This is a genomic window from Myroides marinus (assembly GCF_900109075.1).
In the GTDB taxonomy this organism is placed as follows: Bacteria; Bacteroidota; Bacteroidia; order Flavobacteriales; family Flavobacteriaceae; genus Flavobacterium; species Flavobacterium marinum_A.
The window spans coordinates 71,603-78,640 of sequence record NZ_FNYS01000017.1 but is presented as its reverse complement, the minus strand read 5'-3'; the positions used below and the strand labels follow the sequence as shown (position 1 = coordinate 78,640).

General features: G+C 31.2%; 3 protein-coding genes. All 3 read right to left on the bottom strand.

The window, feature by feature from the left end:
- Positions 1–52: 52 nt before the first annotated feature.
- The 3 genes from BMX53_RS14690 to BMX53_RS14680 all read right to left on the bottom strand — a co-directional run bounded on the left by BMX53_RS14690 (position 53) and on the right by BMX53_RS14680 (position 6,657).
- Entirely contained in the window at positions 53–2,974 is a 2,922-nt protein-coding gene (locus BMX53_RS14690) for a hypothetical protein (protein ID WP_074747251.1), read from the bottom strand.
- Positions 2,975–3,073: 99 nt separating this feature from the next.
- Positions 3,074–4,876 carry a hypothetical protein gene (locus BMX53_RS14685; RefSeq protein ID WP_074747249.1) on the bottom strand — a complete coding sequence of 601 codons (1,803 nt, stop codon included), beginning with the start codon at positions 4,874–4,876 and terminating at the stop codon, positions 3,074–3,076.
- A 32-nt stretch (positions 4,877–4,908) separates the two neighbouring features.
- Positions 4,909–6,657, bottom strand: a complete 1,749-nt coding sequence (locus tag BMX53_RS14680) for a hypothetical protein (RefSeq protein WP_074747247.1) — start codon at positions 6,655–6,657, stop codon at positions 4,909–4,911.
- Positions 6,658–7,038 lie beyond the last annotated feature (381 nt).

Below are 7,038 nucleotides of genomic sequence, written 5' to 3'. Positions count from 1 at the left end.
TTGATAATATTGAATCTTTTGGACTTTTATCCAATAATTATCACTTTAAATATCAGGCTACTACGTGAAAGTAAATTGGTGCGAAACTTGAGTTACCATAATAAACATTACCTCCCTTAATCAAGAATGCATTAAGATAATCGTTAAATGCATCTCCACTATTGTTAATGATATCACCTAAATTATTGGTTACATCAGTAAGTACGTCAATAACTACACCAGCAGTTTCAGGCATTAATTCTTTGTAATCTTTACCTGGATTAGCTTTCTTCCATGTAGCAATTGCCTCTTCTCCAAAATAAACATACTTAAGATTGATAGGATTTCCCTTACTATCCTTTCCTGGCACTATACGAACAAAAGTATTAGTCTCAACAGCACTTAAATTATACTCTTGTTTCTTACCGTTTTCATCAACATAAACCAAGATTAGTTTTCCATCTCTTTCTTCAACAGAAACTACTCCTTTAGTTTTCTCAATTACTTCAGTAATATGCTTGATATTATCACCTTCATTAATAATCTCTTTGAAATTATTATTGACTGTTCCTACTACATCGATTGACTTACCATCAGCAGCAGTCATATCTTTTTTGTAATCTTTACCTGGATTAGCTTTTCTCCATTTAGCGATTGCTTCTTCACTGAAGTAAACATAACCAGTTATTTTCTTTGTAGTTGGATCAACTATATCAATAATATAAGTTTCAGTCTCAACAGCACTTAAATCAAACTCTTGTTTTTTACCAGTCTCGTCAACATAAACTAGAACAAGTTTTCCATTTCTCTCTTCAACAGAAACTGCTCCTTTAGTTTTTTCGATTACTTCAGTAATATGTTTGATATTATCGCCTTCGTTGATAATCTCTTTGAAGTTATTAGTAACTGCTCCAACTACATCGATTGACTTACCATCAGCAGCAGTCATATCTTTCTTGTAATCTTTACCTGGATTAGCTTTTCTCCATTTAGCAATCGCCTCTTCACTGAAGTAAACATAACCAGTTATTTTCTTTGTAGTTGGATCAACTATATCAATAATATAAGTTTCAGTTTCAATAGCACTTAAATCAAACTCTTGTTTTTTACCAGTCTCGTCAACATAAACTAGAACAAGTTTTCCATTTCTCTCCTCAACAGAAACTGCTCCTTTAGTTTTTTCAACTACTTCAGTAATAAGTTTAATATTATCTCCTTCTTTGATAATTTTTTCAAAATTTTGAGTTACTGCACCTACAACATCAATAATTACTCCACCATCAGCAGGCTTCATTAAATCCTTATAATCATCTGCTTTCTTAGGGTTTGCTTTTTGCCAAGCTGTAATAGCAGCTTCGCCAAAATAAACATAATTAAGAATCTTATCAGTTTTAGGATCTATAATAGCTTTAACAAAAGTATCAACTTCTAAAGCAGATAAGTCTATAATGTGCTCTTGACCTTCTTTATCTTTATATACTAAAACAGTTTTTCCATCAACAACCTTAACAGTAACATTTCCTTCACTATTAGTGATTATTTTTGTAATCAACTCTTTATTTCCTTCATTATTAATGATTTTTTCAAAGTTCTGACTTACAGTTCCTACTATATCAATAATAGTTCCTCCATCAGTCTCTTTCATCATGTCTTTATAACGACTAGCAATATCTTTATTAGCACTTTGCCATTTAGTAATAGCAGCTTCACTAAAGTAAACATAGTTAACTAACTTATCAGTTTTAGGATCTATAATCGCTCTAATGAAAGTATCAACCTCCATTGCTGACAAATCGATAATTACTTCCTTACCGTTCTCATCCTTATAAACTAAATATGTTTTACCATCAATCACCTTAACAGTAACATTTCCCTTTGCATTATTAATAATCTGAGTAATTAAATCACCATTATTATTAAAAATTTCTTTAAGGTTATTCGTAACAGCACCAATTATATCTAAATAGGTACCATCTGAATTTTTCATTTCAGTTTTATAACTGTTCGCTCCAGCAGGATTGGCCTTGATCCATTTGTTGATCTGTTCTTCATTAAAGTGAACATATCCCATAATAACTTCCTTACCATCTCTCGATTCTTTGATAGTACGTACAAAAGTTTCAGTCTCTAATTGACTTAAATCAATTTTAATTTCTTTAGTACCGTCATTATAGATAAGGTAAGTACGATCTCCTTCAACACTAACAGTTACATTACCTTTAATATTTTTGATAAAAGTCTCGAAAAATTCTTTCTTAGACTTAACAATCTCCTCTAAATTATTTGTAACATCACCAACGACATCCATAAAAACACCGTCTTCTTTCTTCATCTGCTTAACATAATCAGCAGCAATTGCTGGATTAGCTTTTTGCCAAGCTTTAATAGCCTCTTCACTAAAATAAAGATAACCTACAGTTTTGTTATTCTCACCTTGCACAGAGCGAATAAAAGTATTCGTTTCTGCTTTGCGAATAGCATTAGTTAGATTAATAGGAGTAGATTTAATAACACTACCATCCTTATCTTTAACTAAAGTATAAAACTCTTCCTTATCAAAGTCATACATAACAACAGAAGTTCCAGAAAACTTACCGTCTTTGTTTTCATTAACTAACTGTTCTATAAGCTTCTTTAAGTCTTCATTAGATTCGCCTTTGCTATCTTCTATCAATTTTACAACCTCACTATGAGATACTAATTTATCCCATGATAAGCCATTCCATTGATAAAACCCCGTAGCATCTCCCTTAATACCTAAAAGAGAAGTATTTGTATTATAAACTAAAAGTCCTTTTTTAAGACTCGTAGTAAATGGTGCTACAGATTTAACATCAGCTAAGGTAACTTGTGGAAACAAAACCCCTTTGTTCTTCACTTGAGACATATCTAAAGCTGTAGTAGCATCCGGAGTTTTTGTACCAATCCCTATCTGAGCATGTCCATAATAAGACATAGCAAATAAAGCAGCACATGTTATTATATATTTTTTCATAGTCTAATTTTTTTATAAGATTTACATTATCCTATTAAATCAAAATGTAATATAAAATACTGCCTACCTAAATAAAATAGGCAGTATTTATCAATATTATTATTTTACTACGTACTCGAAAATAATTTCGTAGTCACCATTTTCAATAGGAGTATACATACTTCCTAGACCAAAGCTAAAAGAAAACATCTTCTCATTCATTGGAGTAGTTATAACATCAGTAGCAGAGTCAATAACAACACTTCCACCTTTTGCTAAAACCGATACTTTTAAAAGTCTACCAAAATTAGCATCTACTGGTACAGTAGTAGCATTTCCGTCTTTATCAACTACAACTTTATTAGGCGCAATCGTTACATACTCATTACCTAATGTACCACCTTTCTTGATTATTTTAAATCCACTATCATAACCTGCGTTATCCTGAACTTTGATATTAGCAAATCCTTTATAAACTTCTTTACCTCCAATAGTAACACCAGTTGGTAAATCTATTCCCTCAGAAATCTTAACATTAGTTAACTCTTTAATCTTCTCAATTAACTTACTATCTTTCTCAATAACCTTTAAGATATCTTTAGAAATATCAATAGGTGTATCTACAAAAGTTCCATCACCTTTATCTATTTTTTCGAATAAAACTGGCCCATCAAATGGTTTTCCTGTAGCAGGGTCATTTATAACACCATAATAAACATTACCTCCCTTAGTCAAATACTCATTAACCGTTTTATTGAAAGTCTCTTTCACTTCCTTATTCTCGTTAATTGTTTTGATAATGTCAGAAGTAACATTGATAAAGTTTGGTTTAGTAGCATCCTCACCATAGTACTGATAAATTACTTCACCTTTTTTAGCAGTTGTTGGTGCTGTTTCAACTGGTTTATAATCACCAGCAGCAATTGTAGCCATATCCCCATCAGCAGCTAAACGACCAAATTTAGTTTTAGTTTCTATTAAGTTGATTGGAAAATCAATATCAGGTCCATTCTCAACAGCTTTATAAACTAACTTAACACCACCATTTCCATCAGACACAGCACGTACTACATCTTTAGCGTTTTCTAAGATCTTAGTTACTTCCTTAATAGTTTCTTTATCATTAAAGATATTCTTAGTATTATTAGTTACTACAGCACTAATATCAAGTTTAGTACCATAATCATCAGTTATCTTATCAATAGCTTCATTAGGTTTATCAGCTTTGAACTTTCTGATAGCCGCTTCACTGAAGTATACATAAGCAACTACTCTTAACTCTTCCTTCTCTACATTATTATCAGTAAACTTCACCAATTCTTTTACCTCTCTGATAAAAGTATTAGTTTCCTCATTTTTCACAAGCTCCGCAAAAGAAATTGTTTTTTTTGTATAACTTGTAATATTTCCTTTATCATCCTTAACAGGATATAAGTAAGAAAGGACACCAGTAGTATTACTCTCACCATCTTTATCTGGTTTAAAAGAAACTAAATAACTATTATCTCCAGCTGTTCCACCAGTGATATTAGTAATTTTTTCTATTTCTTTTTTCACTTCTTCCTTCACCTCTTTAACTACTGTATTTAATTGAGATTGAGAAGTAATTAATTCCCATTTTGCAGTTACTGTTGACCAATAATGGAAACCAACAGAAATAGCTTTAGTAGCATCCGCATTACCAACAGCTGTTTTGTTAAAAACAATCATTCCTCCTACTGGAGCACTGTTACCTGCAAGACCATAAGTAGCTAAGTCCTTAATCTCAATACGTGGGATCAAAACCCCTTTATCTGTTGCGTCAACTTGTAATGCTGCTGAAGGATCAACTTTCTTAGCTCCAAAACCAACACCATTTTTAACTTGAGCAAAAGCAGTAGCACTTAATACAACTGCTAATAATGTGATTATATTTTTTTTCATTTCTTTCTAATTTTTAAACGATAAGACAATAATTATGGTTGAGGAGTTGGAGCAACATATGCTTCAGTAGATATATACTCTAATACTACATCATAAGCACCAGCTTTTAAAGGAGTATACATTTTACCTGCACCAAAGTTGAATGCCAATCCTGTAGTAGCATTAACATAAGTTACATCTGTAACATTATTTAATACTAACTGTCCATCCTTTGTAAGAATTTGGATACTTTTTAAACGTTTAAAGTTATTTGGTTTTAAGTTTTCTTTAAAGTTACTGTTATAACCTAAACCTACTGATTTCTCTTCTACAGTACCAGGTAACATCGCTTTATACACATGGAAACCATCGATAACTTCACCTGTTTTACTTCCTCCGCCATCAACTACTATAGTTCCTAACTCTTTAATCTTCTCAATTAATTTATTATCTTTCTCGATAACCTTTAAGATATCTTTAGAAATATCAATTGGAGTATCTACATAAGTAGTCACACCATTCTCTGTTTTCTCTATTTTCTCAAATAAAACATTATCAGTACCTCCATTAATTTTACCATAATAAACGTTACCTCCTTGACTTAAAAATTTATTAACCGTATTATTAAAAGTATTTTTAACATCAGTATTCTCGTTGATAGTTTTAATAACATCAGCAGTAATATTGATGAAGTTAGGAGCAGTTTTATCCTCACCATAGTATTGGTAGATTACTTCACCTGCTTTTGCTTTTTGAGGAGCATCAACAACAGGTTTATAATCTGTATCTGCAATTGCATCTAGATCTTTATCAGATGCTAAACGACCAAACTTAGTTTTAGTTTCTAATAAGTTGATTGGAAAATCGATATCAGGTCCGTTCTCAACAGCTTTATAAACTAACTTAACACCATCACCACCTTTTCCATCAGGTACTGCACGTACTACATCTTTAGCGCTTTCTAAGATCTTAGTAACTTCTTTGATAGTTTCTTTATCATTAAAGATATTCTTAGTATTATTAGTTACTACAGCACTAATGTCAAGCTTAGTACCATAATCATCAGTTATCTTATCAATAGCTTCATCAGGTTTATCAGCTTTAAACTTTCTAATAGCTGCTTCACTGAAGTATACATAAGCAACAACTCTTAACTCTTCTTTTTCAACATTATTATCAGTAAACTTCACTAATTCTTTGATCTCTCTGATAAAAGTATTAGTTTCTTCACCCTTTACTAAATCAGCAAAAGAAATTGTTTTTTTCTCGTATCCAGTAATTTTTCCCGCAGTATCTTTTTTAGGATATAAATAAGAAAGAACACCTGTAGTACCATCTTTCCCATCACTATCTGGTTTAAAAGAAACTAAATAACTATTATCTCCTTCTGTTCCACCAGTAATATTTGTGATTTTTTCAATCTCCGTCTTAACATCTTCTTTAATTTCCTTAACTACAGTATTTAACTGAGACTGAGACGTAATTAATTCCCATTGAGCAGTCGCTGCTGACCAATAATGAAAACCTACACTAATAAGGTTTTTCTTTGCATCAGCTGGATCTACTTTAGCTGTGTTGTTAAAAACTAACATACCTTCAACAGCAACACCTCCAGCTAGACCATATGCTTTAAGGTCAGAAATAGTAACTCGAGGAATCAAAACCCCTTTATCTGCAGAGTCAATCTCTAACATTGCAGACTGAGCAGGTAGTGGTGTACCAATACCTACACCAGGCACAACTTGTGCATACGTAGTTGCTCCTAGAGCCAACAAAAACAGAGTAGTAATTTTCTTTTTCATGTTTAAAAATTTTATTTTAAATGTTTTTCTAATTTTTAGAACTGACACAAATCCCAATTTTGTTAATTAATTCATAATTCTAAATTATTAAAATCTACAATACCCCCTATATATTCGGAACATTATATGTTACAAATTTATAAAAAAAAGAACTTAACCAACTACAAATGTTAAAATTTAATTATACTTCGCATAAATTAACCTTTTTTAAATATAAATACATATTAAGAACCAAAAAACCTAATATCTGCAATATTTACTCAATTTAACCTAATTTATATCAGGATACAAAACAGCATAATTCAAATATTTTAAAAAAACAACTTATAAAAACACACAATATTTTTTTATTTCTATTCACAAACCGTCTTTTTATATCCT

Bases quoted from the DNA above. Each gene is read 5' to 3' on its own strand.
- BMX53_RS14690 (WP_074747251.1), bottom strand. From the start codon at position 2,974: ATGAAAAAATATATAATAACATGTGCTGCTTTATTTGCTATGTCTTAT.
- BMX53_RS14685 (WP_074747249.1), bottom strand. From the start codon at position 4,876: ATGAAAAAAAATATAATCACATTATTAGCAGTTGTATTAAGTGCTACT.
- BMX53_RS14680 (WP_074747247.1), bottom strand. From the start codon at position 6,657: ATGAAAAAGAAAATTACTACTCTGTTTTTGTTGGCTCTAGGAGCAACT.